The sequence below is a fragment of the Methylomonas sp. TEB genome (assembly GCF_047777895.1).
Lineage (GTDB): Bacteria > Pseudomonadota > Gammaproteobacteria > Methylococcales > Methylomonadaceae > Methylomonas.
Genome location: NZ_CP180476.1, coordinates 4,221,055 through 4,239,389, shown reverse-complemented (window position 1 = coordinate 4,239,389; position 18,335 = coordinate 4,221,055). Strand labels below are relative to the sequence as shown.

General features: G+C 55.0%; 12 protein-coding genes. 4 read left to right on the top strand and 8 right to left on the bottom strand.

The window, feature by feature from the left end; all coding sequences use genetic code 11:
* The first annotated feature begins 2 nt into the window (after positions 1–2).
* Entirely contained in the window at positions 3–2,882 is a 2,880-nt protein-coding gene (locus tag ACMXD4_RS19050; protein WP_171697599.1) for an EAL domain-containing protein, read from the top strand.
* Here ACMXD4_RS19050 and ACMXD4_RS19045 read toward each other — a convergent pair.
* The 5 genes from ACMXD4_RS19045 to ACMXD4_RS19025 form a co-directional block, all read right to left on the bottom strand.
* Positions 2,869–5,943 (bottom strand): multidrug efflux RND transporter permease subunit, encoded by a 3,075-nt coding sequence (locus ACMXD4_RS19045; RefSeq protein WP_171697600.1) that lies wholly within the window; start codon positions 5,941–5,943, stop codon positions 2,869–2,871. The two genes, ACMXD4_RS19050 and ACMXD4_RS19045, sit on opposite strands and share 14 nt — an antisense overlap.
* The gene (locus tag ACMXD4_RS19040; protein WP_415879088.1) at positions 5,940–9,062 is read right to left on the bottom strand and encodes an MdtB/MuxB family multidrug efflux RND transporter permease subunit; all 3,123 of its coding nucleotides are present in this window, start codon (positions 9,060–9,062) and stop codon (positions 5,940–5,942) included. The genes ACMXD4_RS19045 and ACMXD4_RS19040 overlap by 4 nt, the downstream gene beginning before the upstream one ends.
* A 2-nt stretch (positions 9,063–9,064) precedes the next feature.
* The gene (locus tag ACMXD4_RS19035) at positions 9,065–10,273 is read right to left on the bottom strand and encodes an MdtA/MuxA family multidrug efflux RND transporter periplasmic adaptor subunit (RefSeq protein WP_415879087.1); all 1,209 of its coding nucleotides are present in this window, start codon (positions 10,271–10,273) and stop codon (positions 9,065–9,067) included.
* A gap of 114 nt (positions 10,274–10,387) precedes the next feature.
* On the bottom strand, positions 10,388–10,663 hold the full coding sequence (locus ACMXD4_RS19030; protein ID WP_033159054.1) for a cupin domain-containing protein: 276 nt from the start codon (positions 10,661–10,663) through the stop codon (positions 10,388–10,390).
* Between the two features lie 62 nt (positions 10,664–10,725).
* Positions 10,726–12,192 carry a GumC family protein gene (locus ACMXD4_RS19025; RefSeq protein ID WP_415879086.1) on the bottom strand — a complete coding sequence of 489 codons (1,467 nt, stop codon included), beginning with the start codon at positions 12,190–12,192 and terminating at the stop codon, positions 10,726–10,728.
* 690 nt (positions 12,193–12,882) lie between these two features.
* On the opposite strand from ACMXD4_RS19025, the gene ACMXD4_RS19020 reads away from it, so the two are divergent.
* Entirely contained in the window at positions 12,883–14,106 is a 1,224-nt protein-coding gene (locus ACMXD4_RS19020) for an HD-GYP domain-containing protein (protein WP_415879085.1), read from the top strand.
* A gap of 45 nt (positions 14,107–14,151) precedes the next feature.
* On the top strand, positions 14,152–14,670 hold the full coding sequence (locus ACMXD4_RS19015; RefSeq protein WP_415879084.1) for a DUF3391 domain-containing protein: 519 nt from the start codon (positions 14,152–14,154) through the stop codon (positions 14,668–14,670).
* A 12-nt stretch (positions 14,671–14,682) separates the two neighbouring features.
* Here the strand turns inward: ACMXD4_RS19015 and waaC are convergent, their stop codons facing one another.
* From waaC to ACMXD4_RS19000, 3 genes are read right to left on the bottom strand one after another with little or no spacing between them, the layout of a single operon-like run.
* Positions 14,683–15,693 (bottom strand): lipopolysaccharide heptosyltransferase I, encoded by a 1,011-nt coding sequence (gene waaC / locus ACMXD4_RS19010; protein ID WP_415879083.1) that lies wholly within the window; start codon positions 15,691–15,693, stop codon positions 14,683–14,685.
* 3 nt (positions 15,694–15,696) lie between these two features.
* Positions 15,697–16,722, bottom strand: a complete 1,026-nt coding sequence (gene waaF, locus ACMXD4_RS19005) for a lipopolysaccharide heptosyltransferase II (protein ID WP_415880847.1) — start codon at positions 16,720–16,722, stop codon at positions 15,697–15,699.
* A gap of 54 nt (positions 16,723–16,776) precedes the next feature.
* Entirely contained in the window at positions 16,777–17,703 is a 927-nt protein-coding gene (locus tag ACMXD4_RS19000) for a branched-chain amino acid transaminase (RefSeq protein WP_415879082.1), read from the bottom strand.
* Positions 17,704–18,063: 360 nt separating this feature from the next.
* Between ACMXD4_RS19000 and ACMXD4_RS18995 the strand changes: the two genes are divergently transcribed.
* Positions 18,064–18,273: a hypothetical protein gene (locus tag ACMXD4_RS18995; RefSeq protein ID WP_415879081.1), complete on the top strand. Its 210-nt coding sequence runs from the start codon at positions 18,064–18,066 to the stop codon at positions 18,271–18,273.
* The last annotated feature ends 62 nt before the right edge of the window (positions 18,274–18,335 follow it).

Below are 18,335 nucleotides of genomic sequence, written 5' to 3'. Positions count from 1 at the left end.
CAATGGAGCGCAAGCTGTCTTTTAGCCATAGCAAGGTTGCCCGCCGCATTCTGTTTTCTTTCGTGTTGGCCGCGTTGATCCCAATCGCTATATTGGGCGTCCTGTCATTCCAGCAAGTGAAGCAGCAGTTGCAAGCGCAGACTGCCAAGGCATTGCAGAGAGGCTGTAAAGAGTACGCCTACGGACTGGTCAGCCGCTTGTTGTTTGCCGAAAATTCTCTGCGGCTGGCTGCCTTGAAAATTCATAAATCCAACAAGGACGATAAACCTGTGGCGCTGGCCGGCGAACAATGGCTGCAAGGCCAGTTCACCGGGTTGGCAGTACTGCGGGCCGATGGTCAACCCGCCACGTTATCCCAAAACAACAAGGCAATACCGACGCTGACGCCGGAAGAGCAAGCGCAGATTGAGATCGGGAAAACGTTGATTAAACCGGTGAGTGGTCAGCGGCTTGAAGACAATCGCTTGTGGATGGCTATCAATCTGGTCGAAAACTCACCGAAAGCCGGCATCCTGATGGCCGAATTGAAACCCGACTTGTTATGGAATTCCGAAACTATCGATCCCAACAATCTGCTGTGGGTGATGGCTGCCGACTCGCTACAGATATTGTTCGCGCTGGAGCAAGATTTCGATCCGTCCCCGGAGCTTAGGGCGCAAGTCGCGCAAGCCAATAGCGGCCGCTTCTCGTGGCAAAGGGACGGCGAAGCCTACCTCGGCGCGTATTGGAAGCTGCCGGTCGCCACGCTATTTTTCGGTCCGGACCTGATCGTCGTGCAAAGCCTGCCTGAATCGTTGGCGTTTGCGGCAATTCGGCAATTTAGCGTGATTTATCCGCCGGTGATCCTGTTGGCCGCGCTGATTGTCGTGTATTTGAGCAGCAGGTTGATTGCTAAATATTTAACGCCGCTCGAACGCTTAAAAATAGGCACCCAACGGGTTTCCGACGGCAATCTGGAATGTCGAGTAGATATTGATAGCCATGACGAATTTGAAGAGTTGGCGGATTCGTTCAACGAAATGACGCGCCGCCTGCGTAGCCAGTTCGATATTCTCGCCACCATGGCGGAAATCGACCGCAATATTCTCTCCGCCTTAAATGCCGAAGACATTATCGACACGGCGTTGAATCGCTTGCCCAGCATATTGTTTTGCGATTTGATTTCCATCGCCGCCGTCAATCCCGATACCGGTATCGCCGACGAGATTCGGGTTCGGCGCAGCGGGCACGATGCCGAAAAATTAGCCGAGCCGGTGATTCTGAACCAACAGGATGTAGCGGATTTGCGCGCTATGCACAATGGCGCCCTGGAGATTGCTAACGACGACGAGCGGATGTCCGAGTATTTGCAGGTGCTCGGCGTGTCCGGTGCTTGGCGCTATTTGCTGGTTCCCGTTCATGTTAACGGCGCACTGGCTTCGCTGATTTGCTTGGGTTATCAAGCACCGAAACGGATTCCACCGGAATCGCGCAACGCCGCCATCAACTTCGGCGATCGCATCGCGGTCGCGCTGTCCAATGCCGCCTGGGAAGAGAAGCTATACCAGCACGCCCATTACGATTCCTTGACCGGCTTGCCCAACCGCTTGGTACTGCATGACCGGCTGGGGCAGGAAATCGCGCGGGCCCGGCGCGATGACGCGCAACTTGCCGTGTTTTTTATGGACTTGGATCGCTTCAAAAACGTCAACGACTCGCTGGGACACGCGGCCGGCGACGAATTGCTGCGGCAAGCAGCGCGGATTTTTCTGAATTGCGTCAGAGCGACCGATCTGGTTGTCAGACTGGGCGGTGACGAGTTCGTCATCGTGATCGGTGAATTGCATACTCAGCATAACCCGGCGGCCTTCGTCAGCGCGGTTGCCGAGAAAGTTCTGGCTGCGCTGAAGCAACCCGTGACGGTGGCCGGATTGCCCATGACCGTGACGACCAGTATCGGGATTGCATTGTTTCCCGACGATGCCGACAACGTGCCTGATTTGTTAAAGAATGCCGATGCCGCCATGTACCACGCCAAGAGCGAGGGGCGCGCCAATTTCCGGTTTTACTCGCCGGAATTGAATGCCGCGGCATTGGAAAATATCAAGCTGGAACAAGAACTACGCGGCGCGATCGGCAGAAACGAGCTATTGGTGTTCTACCAGCCCAAGGTGGATTGGGATGGCCGCATCGTCGGCGCCGAAGCCTTGATCCGCTGGCGGCACACCGAACTCGGCATGATTTCGCCGGCCAAATTCATTCCCTTGGCCGAGCAAACCAGTTTAATCGTGGAGATCAGCGATTGGGTCTTGGAGCAAACCTGTTTGTGGGTGAATACGTGCCATGCCCAAGGCCTGGGGCCTCTACGGATTTCCGTGAATCTTTCCGCGGTCGATTTTAAGCACCCGGAATTGGTCGAGAAAATCGCGGCGGTGTTGAGCAAAACCGGCACCGATCCAAAATTTATCGAATTGGAACTCACCGAATCGGTGGCTATCGGCAATATCAAGGCTTGCGTCGAACGCATGCATCATCTGAAAGCGCTAGGGCTTACCCTGTCCATGGACGACTTCGGGACCGGTTTTTCCTCGCTGTCCTATCTAAAAGAATTGCCGCTGGATGTGCTGAAGATCGATCAATCGTTTGTCCGGCAGCTGGAAAGCGACGACAGTAGCGCGGCTATCGTCCGCGCCATTCTGGCACTTGCCGACGGCTTGGGTATGGAAACCATCGCCGAGGGCGTCGAAACCGCAGCGCAGCTTGAGATATTGAAACAACATCACTGTGGCTTATTTCAAGGCTATTTATTCAGCCGGCCCGTGCCTAGCGACGAATTTTTAAGTTTGTTGCAGGCCGATGCTGCCAAGCGTGGCGCAGAACTGCCGGCGATTAGTGCCAGTTAAACCAGCGGCGACCCCAGGCACTGACACCATCCAGATACAGATACACCACCGGCGTGGTGTACAAGGTCAGCAATTGACTGAAAATCAAACCGCCGACGATGGAAATCCCCAAGGGCTGGCGCAACTCAGCGCCGTAACCTGATCCCAAAGCCAAAGGTAACGCGCCCAACATCGCCGCCAGCGTGGTCATCATGATCGGCCTAAAGCGCAGCAAGCAGGCTTGAAAGATGGCTTCCTCGGCGCTCAGCCCTTTGTGGCGTTCGGCGTCCAAGGCAAAGTCGATCATCATGATCGCGTTTTTCTTCACAATGCCGATCAGCAAAATCACGCCGATCAAGGCGATGATGCTGAACTCGGTATCGCAAGCCAGCAAGGCCAGCAAGGCGCCGACCCCGGCCGAGGGCAGGGTGGACAAGATCGTCAGTGGATGGATATAGCTTTCATAGAGCATGCCCAGCACGATGTAAATACTCAGCAACGCCGCGGCGATCAGCCAGGGTTGGTTGCGCAGCGACTCCTGAAAAGCCTTGGCCGATCCCTGAAAACTGCCGCGCACCGTCGCCGGCGTGCCGAGGTCGCGCAGGGTTTGTTCAATGAATTGGGTGGCGGTGGACAGCGAGGTGCCGGGCATCAGATTAAAGGACACGGTGGCGGCGGCGAACTGGCCTTGATGATTGACGGTCAGCGGCGCGTTGCTGGTCTGGAAACTGGCTAGCGTCGCCAGCGGTACTTGGGTGCCGGTGTTGGTGCTGACGTAAAGCTGTTGCAGCGTTCGCGGGTTTTGCCAGTATTCCGGTGCCAGCTCCAGCACCACCCGGTATTGGTTCAACGGTTTATAGATCACCGACACCTGGCGTTGACCAAAGGCGTTGTTCAAGGCGGTATCGATAGCCGCCTGACTGACGCCCAAACTGGCGGCTTTGTCTCTATCGACTACCAGCGATATTTGCCGGCCCTTGTCTTGCTGATTGGTGTTGACATCGGTCAGTTCCGGCCGCTTGCGCAGCGCCGCGACGATCTTGGGCGTCCATTCGCGTAGCAGGTTCAAGTCTTCGGATTGCAAGGCAAACTCGTACAGCGCCGCCGAGCCGCGGCCACCGATGCGCAAATCCTGCACCGGCTGTAAAAACAGGCTGGCGCCGGGCTCGTCGGCCAGTTTTTCCCGCATGCGCCGGCTGATTTCAGCCATCGGCGCGTCACGCTGCTCGGGCGGCTTGAGTACCGCAAACATCAAACCGGAATTGGTGTTTTGCATGCCGCCGGCAAAGCCCACCACATTGGTCACTGCCGGATCTTGCCGCAAAATATCGACAAAATCATGCAGTTTGCTTTGCATGGCTTGGAAGGAAATGCTTTGATCGGCCTGGATGGTGCCGCTGAGCCGGCCGTTGTCCTGCACCGGGAAAAACCCTTTCGGGACCATGATGTACAAGTACACGTTCAAGCCGATACAAGCCAGCAATACCGCCAGCATCAGTTTGGGATGGTGCAGCGCCCAACTCAAACTGCGGCGATAGCCATTTTGCAGGCGCTGGAATTGGGCTTCCAGCCAAGCCGACAGCTGGCCGGGCGTATGATTTTCCGCCGGTTCCAGCCAGCGCGCACACAGCATCGGCGTGACGGTTAACGATACCACCAGCGACACCAAAACCGCCGCCGACAAGGTCACCGCAAATTCCCGAAACAGCCGGCCGACGATGCCGCCCATCAATAATATCGGCGTGAAGACGGCGATCAGCGACAAACTCATCGCTAACACGGTGAAGCCTACTTCGCCGGCACCACGTAAAGCGGCTTGGAACGGTGGCACGCCGTTTTCGATATGCCGGCTGGTGTTTTCCAAGACCACGATGGCGTCATCCACGACAAAGCCGGTGGCGATGGTCAAAGCCATCAAGGACAGATTGTCCAGGCTGTAATCGCACAAATACATCACCGCGCAAGCACCGATCAGCGATACCGGCACCGCGACGACCGGGATCAGCGTGGAGCGCAGCCGGCGCAGAAACAGCAATACCACCAGGATTACCAGCACCACCGCGATCAATAAGCTGCGTTCCACTTCATCGACCGAGGCGCGAATGGTTTGCGAACGGTCCGAGACTATCGATAATTCCATGGCCGCCGGCGTCAGCGCGCGCAATTGCGGCAGCATGGCTTTGACATGTTCGACCGTGTCGATGATATTGGCGCCGGGTTGTTTATTGATGATCAACAACACCGCCGGCTGGCCGTTCTTCAGGCCGGTACTGCGCAAATCTTCCACGGAATCCACCGCTGTCCCCAGATCGGCGATGCGCACCGGCGCGCCGTTGCGGTAAGCCACGATCAGCGGCAGGTAATCGGCAGCATGCTCGGCCTGGTCGTTGGCGTGAATTTGCCAATGCCGCTCGCCAGTCTCCAGCGCGCCTTTGGGGCGATTGGCATTGCTGGCGTTGATGGCTTGGGCGACCTGATCCAGGCCGATGCCGTATTGTGCTAACGCGCCGGGATTCAGTTCCACCCGGACAGCCGGCAGGGAACTGCCGCCGACATTGACCTGGCCGATGCCGGGCAACTGGCTGATTTTCTGCGCTAATATCGTTGACGCGGCGTCGTACATTTGGCCGCGGCTGAGGCTGGTGGAGGTGAGCGCTAGAATCAGAATAGGCGAATCAGCCGGATTGACTTTACGGTAATTGGGCCGGTTGGGCAGATTGCTGGGCAGCAAACTGCTGGCGGCGTTGATCGCGGCGTGTACGTCGCGGGCCGCGCCGTCGATGTCGCGATTTAAATCAAACTGCAAGGTAATTCGGGTCGAGCCCAGCGAACTGGCCGAAGTCATTTCGCTGATGCCGGCGATGCGGCCCAGCGCCCGTTCCAGCGGGGTGGCGACGGTGGCCGCCATGGTTTCCGGACTGGCTCCCGGTAGGTTGGCGGATACCGAAATGGTCGGAAAATCCACTTGCGGCAAGGGCGCGACCGGCAGTTGCAGGAAGGCGATGATGCCGGCCAATGCCACACCGAGCGTCAGCAGCGTGGTAGCAACCGGGCGATGGATAAACAGCACCGAGATGTTCACGGCTGGCGGTCGTCGCTGTCGGCTAAAGGCGATTCGGCCGCACCGCGCAACCTTCGGGCCAACCGGTCCAGGCTCAAGTAAATCACCGGTGTGGTGTACAAGGTCAGCAATTGGCTGAGCAATAAACCGCCGACCATGCTGATGCCCAAGGGATGACGTAATTCCGAGCCAACGCCGCTACCCAGCATCAAGGGTAGCGCGCCCAGCAAAGCCGCCAGCGTGGTCATCAAAATCGGCCTAAAGCGCAGCAGGCAGGCCTGAAAAATCGCTTCGCGCGGCGGCAGGCCTTGCTTGCGCTCGGCTTCCAGCGCAAAGTCTATCATCATGATCGCGTTCTTTTTGACGATGCCGATCAGCAGCACGATGCCGATTACCGCGATGATGCCCAAATCGTTGCCGGACAACTGCAAGGCCAGCAGCGCGCCGACCCCGGCCGAGGGCAGCGTGGACAGAATGGTGATGGGATGAATATAGCTCTCGTAGAGCACGCCGAGCACGATATACACCGTAACGATGGCGGCCAGGATCAACCACAGCGTGCCGCTGAGCGAGGCGTTAAATGCCAAGGCCGCGCCCTGATAATCGCTTTGCACCGCTAACGGTAAACCGATGTCCTGCTTGGCCTGCTCGATGGCTTGAATGGCGTCGCCCAAGGCGGCGCCCGCCGGCAGGTTGAAGGAAATGGTCGCGGACGGAAACTGATCCAGGTGGTTGATGGCCAGCGCGGTCTGCCGTTCGGAAATACTGGCCAGGGCCGACAGCGGCACTTGGCTGCCATTGCTGGAAGGAATCCGCAGTTCTTGCAAGCCTTCCGGGCCGCTCTGCTGCTCGGGGTCTACTTCCAGCACTACCCGGTACTGATTGGACTGGGTAAAAATGGTCGAGACCAAGCGCTGGCCGTAGGCATTGTATAAAGCGTTATCGATGTCGGCGGTGCTGACGCCCAGCCGGCTGGCGCTGGCGCGGTCGATTTCGATGTAAGCTTGCAGGCCCTGGTCTTGCACATCGCTGGCGGCATCGGCGATACCAGGCAGGGCGCGCATGCGCTCGACCAGGCGTTGGCTCCAGCGGTTGAGTTCCGTTAAATCCACGGTCTGCAAGGTAAATTGAAACTGGGTTCGGCTGACCTTGTTTTCCAAGGTCATGTCCTGCACCGGTTGCAAATAAACCGAGATGCCCGGCACGTCGGCTAGGCGTGGCCGCAAGCGTTCGATCACTTTGCTGGCGTTGTCGCGTTGGGCTTGCGGTTTCAGGTTGATTAAAAAGCGCCCACTGTTCAGGGTCGGGTTACTGCCGTCCACGCCTATAAACGACGACAGGCTGGCCACGGCCGGATCGGCCAGGATCTGTTGAGCCATGGCTTGCTGGCGTTCGGCCATCGCCGCGAAGGAAATGCTGGGCGGCGCCTCGGTAATGCCTTGAATCAGGCCGGTGTCCTGGATCGGGAACAGGCCCTTGGGCATGGCCGCGTACAACAACACGGTCAACGCCAGCGTGGCGATAGCCACCAGTAGCGTCAGGCCTTGGCGCTTGAGTACCCACTCCAGGCTGCGGCCGTAAGCAGCGATGACTTTGTCGAGCAAGCCGCTGTGTTGTTCGTGGCCTGTTTCGCCGGCCCGTAACAGCCTTGCACACATCATCGGCGTTAAAGTCAGCGACACTACCGCCGAGATCAGTATCGCCACCGCCAAGGTGATGGCAAATTCGCGGAATAAACGACCCACCACGTCGCCCATGAACAGCAGCGGAATCAGTACCGCCACCAACGAGATGGTCAAGGAGATGATGGTGAAGCCGATTTGCTCCGAGCCTTTCAAGGCCGCCTGCAATGGCGATTCGCCGCGCTCCCGGTAGCGGGAGATGTTTTCGATGACGACGATGGCGTCGTCCACCACAAAGCCGCTGGCGATGGTTAGCGCCATCAAGGTCAGATTGTTGATACTAAAGCCGGCCAAGTGCATCACCGCAAAGGTGCCGACCAACGACAGCGGTACCGCGACCGCCGGGATCAAGGTAGCCGGCAGATTGCGCAGAAACAGAAAAATCACCATCACCACCAGCGCCACGGCCAGCAGCAACTCGAACTGCACATCGTGCACCGAGGCGCGGATGGTGACGGTGCGGTCGGTCAAGGGCAGTACTTCAATCGCGGCCGGCAAGGTCGCCCGCAGTTGCGGTAGCAACTTGTTGATGCGGTCCACCACCTCGATGACATTGGCGCCGGGTTGGCGTTGGATATTGACGATGACGGCGGCTTTGTCGTTGGCCCAGGCCGCCAATTTGACGTTTTCGGCGGCGTCGACCGCGTCGGCGACCGCGGATAGTCGTACCGGCGCCCCGTTGCGATAGGCCACTACCAAGTCGCGATACTCAGCGGCCGAGCGCAGTTGGTCGTTATTGTCGATGATGGCCGAGCGCTGCGGGCCGTCGAACATGCCTTTGGGTTGGTTGACATTGGCGGCGGCGATGGCGTTGCGCAGGTCTTCCAGGCTTAGGCCATAGGCGGCCAGCGCTTGGTGGTTGGCCTGGATTCTGACTGCCGGCCGTTGGCCGCCGCTGATGTTGACCAGGCCGACGCCGGGCAATTGGGCGATTTTCTGTGCCAGGCGGGTGTCGACTAAATCCTGGACTTTAGGCAAGGCCAGGCTGGATGACGTCACCGCCAAGGTCAAAATCGGCGTGTCCGCCGGGTTGACCTTGTTGTAAATCGGCGGCAGCGGCAGGTCTTTGGGCAGGAAGTTATCGGCGGCGTTGATGGCGGCTTGTACGGTTTGTTCGGCAATGTCCAGATCCAAGGCCAGATCGAATTGCAGCGTCACCACGGACGCGCCGCCGGAGCTGGTCGAGGACATCTGCCGCAGACCGGGCATCTGCCCGAACTGGCGCTCCAGCGGCGCGGTAATCGCCGAGGTCGTGACTTCCGGGCTGGCGCCGGGATAGAGCGTGGTGACTTGAATGGTCGGGTAATCGACTTGCGGCAGCGCTGAGATCGGCAATAAGCGGTAAGTCAAAACCCCGGCCAGCAGCAGGGCCAGCATCAGCAAGGACGTGGCGACCGGACGCAGGATAAAGTGTCGCGACGGGTTAAAGCCGGGAAGCGGGTTTTGCGCGGCGGCCATGTTTAGTTGGCGGTTTTGCCGGAGGCGGTGGGTTGGGTTTTATCGATTACCTTGACTTGGCTGCCTTCGCGCAGTTTGTCGGCGCCATCGATCACCAGCTTTTCGTTCACGCCCAGACCTTCCGGAATCGCGACCGTTTCGCCGTCAGCCGGTCCGGCTTTTATCCGCTTTACGCTGATGGTGTTGTCGTCCTTCACCACGTACACGAATGCGCCATTGGCCCCGTGCTGAATGGCGGAGCTAGGGACTAAGGTGGCGGCATGCAAGGTGTCCAGACGCATTTTGATATTGACGAACTGGTTGGCGAACAGGGTGCGGTCTTCGTTATCAAATTGGGCTTTTAATTTCAGTGTGCCGGTGCTGGCGTCGATCTGGTTGTCCACCGCCAGCAGCTTGCCGCTGGCTAGTTTTTGCCGGCCGGCCCGGTCGTAGGCGTCAATGACCAGCGTCTCGCCGGAACGCCAGCGCCGCATCACCTCGGGTATCACATCTTCCGGCAGCGTGAACACCACCGAGATCGGCTGAATTTGGGTGATGACCGCCAGGCCATTGACGTCGCTGGCGCGGACCATGTTGCCTTGATCCACCAGCCGCAAACCGATGCGGCCGGATACCGGCGCGGTGATGCGGGAATAACTGAGTTGCAGCTTGGCATTGTCGAGTTGGGCGCGGTCGATTTCGACGCTGCCGCGATATTGCTTGACCAGCGCGGCTTGGGTGGCGGTTTGCTGGGCGGCGATGGAGTCTTGCTCCAGCAAGGTTTGGTAGCGGGCTTGGTCGATTTCGGCGTTTTTCAGCAGTGCTTCGTCGCGCAGCAACTGGCCTTCGGCTTGTTGCACCGCCACTTGATAAGGCCGGGGGTCGATTTCGGCGAGCAGTTCGCCTTGTTTAACCGCTTGGCCCTCGCTAAACGCCACCCGGATCAGTTCGCCATCGACGCGCGAGCGCACTGTCACGGTATGCAGTGGGGTGACCGTGCCCAGGCCGTTCAGATAAATCGGCAAATCGCCTTGCCAGCTTGAGGCGACTGCGACGCTGATGGAGATGTTTTCGTTGGGATTGGCGCGCGCATCCTGATTTTCCTGCGGATGCTGGCCGGCGTGGTGCAAATAATAGCCGCCCGCCGCGACAGTTAATAGGAGAATGGTCGCCCAGTGCCAGCGCGACCTCGGCTTTAATGCGGAATAATCCTGATCCTGGTTCATAGCCATGCGAATATCAATAATTAGGTGCCGGCGTCATGCCGGCCAACCGAGTCTACCGGCACAACTAAAAAAGGCATCTTGAAGATGCCTTTTTCGGATTGTCTGCCGCTGTCGTGACGATCAATCGTAATGGTAGTGTTTGCGCAAAGGCTTGACCACTTCCCAATGGCTGTCCAGGCCTTCATGAAACATCACCAGGTCGCCCGGTAAAATCCGCACCGGCTCGCCGCCCACTGGAGTGACGATGATTTCGCCTTCCAACACATAAGCGGTTTCGGTTTCGTCGAAATCGATGGTGAATTTGGAAATTTCTTTTTCCCAGATCGGCCAGCTCGATACGCCCAGCTCTTTTAAACGTTCTTCGCTGGGGTTATGTTCAACGGTAATTTGGCTCATGGGTTTCCTGTTTGAATGAAGTTGATCGAGCGGCGGATTTTAGCATTGTTGCCGAGCCGCAGCTATGAATCGGTGGTTTCGTCCGGTAATTGCTTCAGATCGTCCGCGCGGCGCAGCCTGTTACGCCGTTCCGTCCCGACCGTGAGGTTGTCGGCATTGTTCTCCAACTTGGGCTCGCTTTGCTGGTAGATTTGAAATTCGGTGACGGAATTTATCGTGGTCAGCGTCGGCTCCTTGTTCAAATAATCGTTAAGCCAGACCACCAGTAATGCGATTGCCAGGCTGGCCGCGCCGGCGATGCCGGCGTCCCGGCCGTAATCGGGTTTCACCGGCTTATCGGGCAGCGAGGCCCAATCCACGACGTCCAGTTGCGGATTGCTTTGCCGTTGTTTGACGTCGATTTCCACCAGACGTTGTTTGGTTTGCTGTAATAATTCCTCCAACTTAACCAGTTCTTCCTGCATGGCTTTGTGTTTGGCGAATTGATTGGTGTATTCGGCGGCTTTTTGTTTATGCTCGGCCATTTGCTTTTGAATGGTCAATACGGTGCGGTGCGCCGCACCGTAGGCGTTTTCGGCCTCTTGCGTGGCATAGCTCGAGCCGGCTTGTTCTTTGCTGGCAATTTTTTCATCCAGCTCGGCCAATTGGGTTTTTAAATTGCGCAAGCTGGGGTGAAATTCGATGTATTCGTCGGTGTATTGGCTTCTTTGCGCTTCCAGGCGTTCGCGCAGGCGCTCGGCTTGCTGGGTTAACGCCGCCAGACTTTGCGAATCGGCTTCCGGCACCACGGCTTTGCCTTCCGCGATGGCGGCATGAATGGCGTCCAGCTTGGCCTTGGCTTTCGCTTCTTCTTCCAAGGCGGCGTTCAAGGAATTATTTAAACCTTGTAAGCGGGCGTGGGCCTCGTTATCGGTGCTCTCCAGAGAGAGGATGTCATGCTGCAAGCGGAACGATTCAATGTCCTGGCGTTTGTCGCGCACTTGTTGTTCCAGGCGAGTCAATTCCGATTTGATCGAGGTACTGGCTTTATCGGTGATTTCGGCAATGTACTCCGCGCGAATTTGCTGGTAGGTTTTGATCCAGGTATTTAAGGCCATTTGCAGGAATTGCGGATGACTGCCTTCAGCCGCCAATTGCACTAGATTGGTGTCCGCAACCGGTTTTACCTGGAACAGCTCTTTTAGCTGGTTGATATTGGGATGCTCGATACCATCCTGCTGTTTTAGCGTCTCGGCGGTTTTTTCTAATACCGGCTGTCCGAGCAAGACCTGCTTTTGAATGTTGACATGCTCCAGATCCGCCTCTGCATGCGTTTGATCAATATCGGTTGCCGCAGTCGTCAATACCAAGGCTTGGCTTTCAAAAACCGCCGGCTGGAGAAAGACATAGGTTTCGGTAATCAGCAGCAAGGGCAGAAGTACCAGCAAAAATAAGGTCCGGCGCCGTAAACGGCGTGGCCAAGGCGTTGGATGGGAACGGTAAAAGTCGTCTCCGACGATCTGGAAATCATGGCGATAAGGAAACATCACGATTCTCTCCCTGGCGCTTAGTCCGCAGGTTATAGTTTTTGTTGTAATCCGCTTTGCGGAAAATTTTCTCAGCGCTCCCTGTCGAGAAAATTTTTAACGCCCGGACCGAGTCTGTGCACGTCCGCTTCGGTCAAGGGCGATTAAACGACTGTCTGGTTTTGTTGTTGTCGCTACTGACTGCTAACTTCAGTGGGAATTTTGATTGCTCAAGACTTAATTGATAGCCCATTTTCAGGCTTTAGAGCTCAAGATCCGCGCTGGCTGGTCTGCTCTGGTGCCTAAACAGTCAATATCGGCGAGCTGCCAGTTTAAACCAATACAAAAATCAAGCAATTCTTAATTTGCCAACGGCTATAAAGGCTGGGCTTCAGTTTGAGGTTATGTCGGGTCAATAATCGAAGGCGCCAAAGGCGGTGACTTGAACCGAAAGCGATTGGCAAATCGGTTGTAGGCGTGTCACTCAAATCCGAGATATTAGGCCACGATAAAATCTGCTTCGCCTATACTAAAAAGCCAATTGGATTTGTGATCCGCCGCTGGTTTGCGGGCTTTTTGTTCGGACAAGATCGGGTGAACTAGGTATGCTGGCTAACTGGCGTCCGAGGCCTGTCGGACACAATTTTCCTTGATGCCGTTTTGGCGGCTATTTTTCAAATTTTTGGATTTCTACAAATCCCCGATTGGATTGGTATGGCAGATAAAGAGGATGGAATACTCAGAATTCATGTATATGAGCTGAGAGTGGGTATGTGCGTAAGCCGTCTGGAAGCGCCGACGGCGGATTCACCTTTTTTATTGGATAGAATTGTGATTGAAAGTCATGCGGATATCCAAGCCATCCAGGCGATTTGTGATTATGTCTATATCGATGTCAAATACCAAAAGTCCTTCTCCGGGGCGATTCCCACCAGAAATACCGAAGCGCGTAAACATCTGAGCTTTGCGCGATCTTTTAACCAAACCGCCAATACCTTTCAACGCACCGGTAATTTAATTAAAACGGTGATGGACGATATTCGTTTCGGGAATCAATTTAGTGTCAGTGCGGTTAAACAAGCTGTTTCCGAGTGCGTCGATAAGGTATTGGAAAACCCCGATACGATGCTGTTGCTGACCCAAATTAAAGATCAGGATCAATATACTGCGCAACATAGTATGAATGTTTGCATATTGTCTATTCTGTTGGGGCGTGAGTTGAATTTCTCGATGGAAGATCTGAATAAAGTGGGTTTTTGCGGCTTGATGCACGATGTCGGTAAAATGAAAGTGCCGCTGGAAATCCTTAATAAACCCGGCTCTTTAGAAGACTATGAAATGGACATCATGCGTAAGCACACGCTCTACGGACGCAACGTGTTAATGTCGGCCCGTAATGTCTATCCCGGCGCAGTTGATGTTGCCTACGATCATCACGAGCATTTGGCCGGCACCGGTTATCCCAGAGGTTTGAACAAAACCACGCTATCGATATTTACCAAGCTGGTAGCGGTGGTCGATACCTACGATGCCATCACCAGTGACCGGGTGTATCAGCGTGGTAAGCCGCATCTTATGGCGTTGGGAATTTTGGTAAAAGGGATGGGACAGCAATTTGAAGCTAATTATGTGACGCAATTTATCAATTGCATCGGATTTTATCCGCAGGGCAATTTAGTGGAATTAAGCAGCGGCGAAATCGGCTTAATAGTCGAGCAAAATAAGGCCGATAGGCTTAAGCCAAAAATATTGCTGATTCAAGATGGCAATAAAAACCCTATTGAAGAGAAGATACTCGATTTGTCCTTGAATATCGCCGATGCAAGCGGTAAACGCTATGGTGTCAAACAGGTGATACGGCCGCAGGATTGTGGTGTCGATTTAGCCAAGTATTATCAAGACGGCAAGTTTACGAAAGAATATGCGGTAGTTGGCTAAGGTTTTAGTTATGTAAATAAAACTCCCTGGATATTGTTTTTAACAATGGTTAAAAAAATTAATATTAACCAGCTCAGAAAAGGTATGTTTATTTGCGGCACCGATCGGAAGTGGCTAGATACCCCTTTTTTCAGAACTAAATTTCTGATTTCATCTGATAAACAAATTAATACCTTAAAAGAGTATTGCCAAACTGTTTCTATCGATACCGGCAAAGGTATCGACGTGGATAAGCCCGCTGAAACCGACATAATCGATTTCGCCAGCCCTGCGGCTGCGGAGATGCCCTGCTGCGCCGAGGAAAGCGATTCTGCTTACCCAGTGAATTGCATCGTCGAATTGCAGACCGATGAATTGGCGGTGGTGGTCCAGGAAAACTCACAATCGCCCTTGCAACCGTTAGTGAAGGTGATCACCAATCCGCAGAAACAATTGCTGTTTCAAGAGCGCCTGCTTGATCTAGCCGATGAGCGGCAAAATCAGACCAAGATAATCAGGGTGTTGGCTAGTGACGAACCGATTGTCGAGTTACTGAAAATGTTTGTCGAACTGGAAAAAACTTAGCCGGCCATTCACTCAGGCGCGTTGTTGGGTTTTGCCGAATAGCTCGTTACTCAGGGCTATGACAGCACGCGGGTCGATTTCGGCAATCGAAAAATCGTTTTTATCCAGCTTGAACGGATTGACCGGTGAAGGCGACTTCAAGGCTTTATTGATGGCGGTTTGATAAATTCGACTGACCGGCGTTGGCCCGAACAAGGTAATCGACGGCCGGTTTAAACCCCAGGCCATATGCGTCGGTCCGGTATCGTTACCGATCACTAAATCGGCCCTGGCCAGCGCCGCTTTCAAATCATTGAGGCTTAATTGCGGTAATACCCGCGCCAGGCTGCGTTCTGCCAGCCATTGCGCCATCCAGTGCTCCTTCTCGTTGCCCCAACTGATCAGAAAATTAGCTTCCAGGCCGAAGATGACCTGTAGAAATTTTTCTAATGGGTAGTTACGGCTGGGCCAAGTCGAGCCGATGACCAGAATGATGTTGGGTTGATCGGCTAGAAAATATTCATCCAAGGCGGTTTGCGGCGGCTGAAAAAACAAAAATGGCTGCTTTGCCTGGATTTGCTCCGGTGTCACATTTAGACCCAGCGGCTGGGTCAGCACGGCGACATTGCGATCAATGGTGTTGGCGTCGTAAGGGTAGGCGACATGCCGGCTATAGAACAAAGCCGCCCATTTTTCCCGGATCGAGTCTTGATCGAAACCCACACAATTGGCCGACAGCAAGCGCGCGACCACTGCGGACTTAATCAAACCTTGGGCATCCAGCACTAAGTCGTAACCCTGCTCGGCATAACTACGTATTTTGTTTATCTCGGCAAAGACGCGCCATTTGTCGGTTTTCAGGGCTTTTAAATTCACACCCAAAATATTATCCAGGTGTGGATTGTCGGCCAGTACGCCGACGAAGCGTTCTTCAACTATCCAGTCGATTTGCGCCAGCGGTAAGGCGGCTTTGATGAATTGCAAGGCTGCCATCGCATGAACGATGTCGCCCAAAGCCGACAATTTGACGATGGCAATTTTCATCGCTCAGAAGTCCAGCGCCGCCATTACCTGCTCCGGCCTAATTTCCGTTAAGCAGCGAGTATGGCCCAAAGGACACTCGCGCTTGAAGCACGGCGAACAATCCAGGTGCAAATCTAGAATCTCCGCCTCGGGATGCAGCGGTGGGGTAAAACCGGGGTCGGAAGAGCCATAAACCGCGATCAGTTTTTTATCCAGTGCTGCAGCGACGTGCATCAGGCCGGAATCGTTACTGACGACCGCGTCAGCCAAGGACAACAAGTCCACCGCATCCGCCAGCGATGTGATGCCGGCGAAGTTACGGCAAATGCCGCCCGATAGGTCATTGATTTGCTCGGCAACGGCTTTGTCTTTGTCGGAACCGAATAACCAGACTTGCCAGCCTTGTTCTTCCATTTGCCTTGCTATGGCGGCGTAATGCTGGCTCGGCCAGCGCTTGGCCGGACCGTATTCCGCGCCGGGACACAGAGCCAGGATCTTGCTGACAACAGGGCGCAATTCAGCCGAACCCTCAAGCAGAGCGCTGGGGTGGGGGATTTCGATTAAATCCGCGCCGGTGATCTCGAATTTTTTGCAGACGCTTAATTGTTGCTCGATTGTGATCGCCAGCTTCGGAACCGGGTAAGTTGGTGGCTGCGGCGCCTCTTTCGGTAAACCCAGCGCCACGAAACGTTGCACGGTCATGGTCAGTACAGTCTTATCCAACGTGCGCACATCGTTCAATAGGCCGCGGCGCAGTTCGCCGAGAAAACCGGTGCGTTTGGGGATATGCGCAAAGAACGGGATAACGGCCGATTTCCACGAGTTGGGCAGCACAATCGCCTGATCGTAATGCTGGCTTTGCAATTCCCCGCCTATGCGGATTCGCCCCCGCAAATCAAACTGTCCGTGGCCCAACGGCATCGTCAGGCCTTTATGCACTTCCGGCATGCGCTCCAATAGCGGCAATGACCACGCCGGGGCCAGCACATCGATCAGGCAGTCGTGATGTTGTTGCTTTAGGGTGATAAACAGGCTTTGTGCCATCACCATGTCGCCGACCCAGGACGGGCCGACGACCAGGATTTTATAAGCTTGCTCCGCCACTTAGGAAACGAGCGTCAGCCATTCCTTATGGTCGGCGCGGCGGCCTTGCACGTAGTCGAAATACAAGGCTTGCAGCTTTTCGGTGACGGGGCCGCGGCTGCCGGAACCGATGTCGCGGTTGTCGTATTGGCGGATTGGCGTGACTTCGGCGGCGGAACCGGTGAAGAAGGCTTCGTCTGCCACATACACTTCGTCGCGGGTGATGCGTTTTTCGATCACTTCGTAGCCTTGTTCGCGGGCGATGGTGATCAATGTGTCGCGGGTGATGCCTTCCAAAGCCGATGTCGTTTCCGGGGTGTAGATTTTGCCGTTGCGGACGATGAACAAGTTTTCTCCGCTGCCTTCCGCGCAAAAACCTTCGTGGTCCAACAGTAAGGCTTCGTCGTAACCGGTGGACAGCGCTTCTTGCAGGGCCAGGATGGAGTTGATGTAGTTGCCGTTGGCCTTGGCTTTGCACATGGTGCTGTTGACGTGGTTGCGGGTGTACGAAGAGGTGCGGATGCGGATGCCTTTTTCCATGTTTTCCGCGCCCAAATAAGCACCCCAAGTCCAGGCGGCGACCATGACGTGTACTTTCAGGTTATCGGCGCGCAAACCCATGCCTTCGGAACCGAAGAACACCATGCTGCGAATGTAAGCACTGTCCAGGTTGTTTTTGGCGACGGCGTCGCGATGCGCCTGGTTGATCTCTTCTTTAGAGAACGGCATTTTCATGTTCATGATATGCGCGGAACGGAACAGACGGTCGGTATGCTCGGCCAGCTTGAAAATCGCGGTGCCGGCATCGGTTTTATACGCTCGCAAACCTTCGAAGACGCCGCAGCCGTAATGCAGGGTATGAGTCAAGACGTGGACTTTTGCATCGCGCCAATCAACCCATTTTCCGTCTAGCCAAATCAACCCGTCTCTATCATCCATCGTTGCCATTATCTGAACCTGTTTTGTTTAGTGATTATTGCTGTGCCGCGTCGGCTTAAAATTGATGGAAATTGTACTATAAAGCGCTCTCCGGCAATACCGGCTGCGCAGAAGTCCTGATTTTGGTGTGAGACTGCGTTTGGCAGGCCCAAGATGGATTGTGGGCACCGGTGAAATAATTCACTGATTCCACGTGGCATAGGCTACCGACGGCAAGCGCTGTTTGCGATAACTTAAACTCAGCGTCAATTTTTAGAAGTTGCCTAAGGTTGGAAAAATCTTACTGCTATGATTTTTAAAGGCTTTTGTTAGTTGGCGTTACTTATGCTGGTCATTTAGTAGTCAAATCGGCAGATTCGGGAGAGCGTCATGGAAACAAGCAATGAAGTCAACGAAATCATAACCCTGCGTATCGTATTCATCGAAACGTTAAGCAGGCAGTTTATCGCCATTACCGGTTGCGGCATTTATGTATACCTCAATCCGCTGACGATTAACGAATTGTTCAACCGCTATTTAAGCAGCAGCGTGCCTATCAATGTGTTTGCCAGGCAATGCGTCAGAAATATAGTGGCTTAATGTTGCGTAGCCGACCCGGACGACTAGCGTCGTCCAGGACGTCTTTTAGCCAAATAGCGTCG